The following is a 3,320-nucleotide window of genomic DNA, read 5'->3' as shown; positions in this document are numbered from 1 at the left end:
ATCCCCATGGAAGTCACCGATCACGCCTCCTGTGTCGAGGATGTGGCGTGTCATCACACCAAGTGCCGCACTGACTTGTTCAAGCAAAAGCAGCAGTTGATCGCTCTTCATTTCTGACGTTCGCGAAAATCCGCGGAGGTCACAGAACATGACGGAGAGATCGCACTGTCGAGGTTGAAGCCAGCTTTGTGGGTCTTGACCTGAGAGCGCATCCAGCACCACGGGGGCGAAGAAGCGACGCATCGCCAAGTGACGTTGTTGGAAATGTGATGTTTGCCGAATTCCTGAGATCAATGAGCCCACGACTTCGGCAAACTTCACATCATCGCCCAACCGATCAGCCAAAGTCGCTGAGTCGTCGGCCAGTTCCTTCCAATTGGATCCCAAGGCTCGTGATCCTGCGACATAGATGGCCCATCCGGCACAGGCTTCACTTCGGAGTGGGACACAGAATGCCCAGTCAACATTTTCAGCGGCGGTGAATTCGATGCTGCCACTGCGTTCTGTTTCCCATAGATGCAAGACGCTTTCTCGGCGCTGCAATGCGGTGGTAACCAACCGTGAACTGACGGCATGTTGTTGCAGGTCATTCTCACGGCAATCGTAGTGCAGCACCTTCATGTCGGATGCCGACACGGAAGATGCTGATTCGGTGGCGTTCCTGTCATCGGCGTCTGGTTCGTCGACCCCGGATCGATCGGTGATTTGGGCGCGAACGATTGCGACCGCCGATGCAGAAGGTGTGGCCCGCAGCAAAGTGTCTGATACTCGCACCAAGAGTTCTTCATCGTCGACGCTGCCAGCAACGATGTCAGGAAGGCGTGCGAGCAATTGAATGCGTCGCCGGGTATCGCGAAAATCTCTGTCTCGCAATGCGGAAGCGGCGAAGGCCATTTCGGTAACGCCTTCAGCGTTGCTTTGCCAGTCAGGTTGCTGAGCGTGCGGAAGGGGGCCAGGACGCGGGGTGGAAGAATCGACCGCTCGGTCTTGAATGGATCGATCGCGAGGGGCCGTGCCGACTTGATCGGTGAATCCAGGGCGACGGGCAAGTGTGAATGTCGTTTCTCCGATCACGAAGTGTTCACCGGGAACGACGACAAACCGGTCTCGCGGACGTCCTCGGAAAAAGATGGGGTTGCGTGCCCGAGCATCCCGGTGAACTTGAATGCGATCGTTGCTCAGCACCGTCAGGATCGCATGGCATCGCGAAATGGACGGATCCCAGGGGACTTGCCAGTGAATGGTTCGGGTTCGGCGTCGATCACGCTGAGGAAGGTTTGCGTGGTCGGGCAGATTGGGGTCGGCGGTGTCTGTGTCCGCCGCGGAGTTGGTCGACAGAGGAACATCGACGGGTTCGGGCGTGCCGGACGCTTTGCGCCCCAACAGCACTTCGGCACCGGCAACCAGTTCGGGAAGTCCCTTCCGCCATCGGAAGCCATCCCCGGTCCCTTGAGCGATCAAATCAGGCATGTGCGAAGGACTTCCGTGAATCAAGCATGGGACAGGTTTGGGACGCGACAGTATTCAACTGGAATGATTGCTAGGTGTCATGCCCATGTGCGGCAGCCCTTCCTGCGGCGCGTCCGGTGCTGAACGCAGCCTGGAAATTGTAGCCACCGATCCAGCCATCCACATCGAGGATCTCACCTGCGATGTACAAGCCGTCTTGAACGCGGCTTTGCATGGTACGGGGGTCGACTTCACTGAGCTGGACACCACCGGCGGTGACTTCTGCCTTGGCAAACCCTCGTGTTCCATTGACAGGCAAGTGCCAACGTTTGAGTTTTTCAATCAGGAGATTGCATTCTTTGCCGGGAAGTTCCGCCAATTTGCAATGCACGTTTGCCGGGTGACTTTGTTCGCAAATGGCGAGCGCCAACCGAGAAGGGACCCATTGCTGAATCGTGTTCACAACGGTTCGCTTTCCGGCGTCGCCTGATCGCTTGCTCAAGACATCGCGAATTTCGGCTTCGCTGATTTGTGGAGTGAGGTCCAGACGCATCTTGGCGTCTTGGATTCGATCGTAAGCGGTCATCACCCCACTGACGTCCATCGCGGCAGGACCTGAGAAACCAAAGTGAGTGAACAACCAGGAAGAACGACGTTCCACCTTTGGTTTTTTGCCCGAGCGATGGTCCGAGGTAAAGACGGAGACGTTGACGTCTGGCAACGTCAGCCCGGAAAGAGCATGAGTCGTCTCAGTGCCGCCAACCAGAGGAACCAGTGCTGGGCGTGGCGCCACGATGGTGTGCCCCAACGCACGCAACCAATCGTATCCGTCGCCCGTGGTTCCACATCCGGGCCAGCTTTTGCCACCGGTGGTGACGATGACTCGGTCGGCCAAGAACGTTTGGGGATTCCCGTTGAGTTCGGTGGCAATGTTCCATTGGCTCTGATCGCCTGAGGGCGGTTGGATTCTTTTCACGGAGCAGCGGAGTTCCAAGCGGACTCCCGCATCCAACATGGAGCGTTGCAACGCGTCTCGAACGTCCACCGCCCGGTTGCTGACCGGGAAAATCTTGCCGGTCTCTTCGCGTTTGGTTTCCACACCGAGACAATGGAACATCTCAATGACATCGGAAGGACCGAATCGACCGATGCTTGGCTGCAAAAAACGTTTCGCGTGATCGAACGCTTGTGTGATCCCTTTGGCGTCGGTGTCATGCGTGATGTTGCAGCGAGTTCCGCCCGACATCAGGATTTTGACGCCTGTTTTGGTGTTTTTTTCGAGCAACGTGACACGGGCACCGGCTCGAGCGGCTTCGGCGGCAGCCATCATCCCAGCGGCTCCGGCACCAACGACGACGACATGCGGGGCGGTCGATGGGATTTCTGCTGGTGTCAAAGTTCCTGAGTCCTTTCGGTTCCGAGAGAGCCGGTGTCATTCTTTGCAGGGACGGGCGGGGCATTCGAGGATACGAATTCCGGCTTCTGAGCGTCCTGCGGTGGGGCATGATGTCGCGGTGTCCGCCATTTGGTGGGGCAGAACCGTGAATCCGAATTGCATTTTGTAGCTTGATTAACTAACTGTGATCTTACCTTACTAACAATGACTCGTTCACAACCCCTTTTTTCTCAAAGTGAAATGAGCAGTTCCAGTCCTGACGCCCCGGCCGACGCATTCCGTTTTTCAGAGGCGCGTGCGCTCATTGGAGACCTGCAACGCCCCAATCAGGCCGTCTATTGGGTGGACTTTTTATGCTCAATTTTGGTGGGGCATGTGTTCTTGCACGGCATCTTTTTGCTGCCTTGGTTTTACGGTTTCACGCCGTTGGTTTGGACGGGGATGGCCGTTTGTTATGTATTGACGTTGATTCTTT

2 protein-coding genes and 1 pseudogene are annotated in these 3,320 nt (G+C 56.6%); 1 reads left to right on the top strand and 2 read right to left on the bottom strand.

Features of this window, described 5'->3' with window-relative positions; translation table 11 throughout:
• Positions 1–1,470 (bottom strand): adenylate/guanylate cyclase domain-containing protein (locus ACF8AM_RS01760; protein ID WP_392553984.1); only part of this gene is annotated, 1,470 nt, incomplete at its 3' end.
• Positions 1,471–1,540: 70 nt separating this feature from the next.
• Positions 1,541–2,845 (bottom strand): NAD(P)/FAD-dependent oxidoreductase, encoded by a 1,305-nt coding sequence (locus ACF8AM_RS01755; RefSeq protein WP_392553983.1) that lies wholly within the window; start codon positions 2,843–2,845, stop codon positions 1,541–1,543.
• Between the two features lie 240 nt (positions 2,846–3,085).
• On the opposite strand from ACF8AM_RS01755, the pseudogene ACF8AM_RS01750 reads away from it, so the two are divergent.
• Positions 3,086–3,320, top strand: a pseudogene (locus tag ACF8AM_RS01750) (fatty acid desaturase); the annotation flags it as partial.

It is taken from the genome of Rhodopirellula sp. JB055 (assembly GCF_043100905.1).
Taxonomy (GTDB): Bacteria; Planctomycetota; Planctomycetia; order Pirellulales; family Pirellulaceae; genus Rhodopirellula.
The sequence above is the reverse complement of the archived record's forward strand: the minus strand, read 5'-3'. Positions and strand labels throughout refer to the sequence as shown.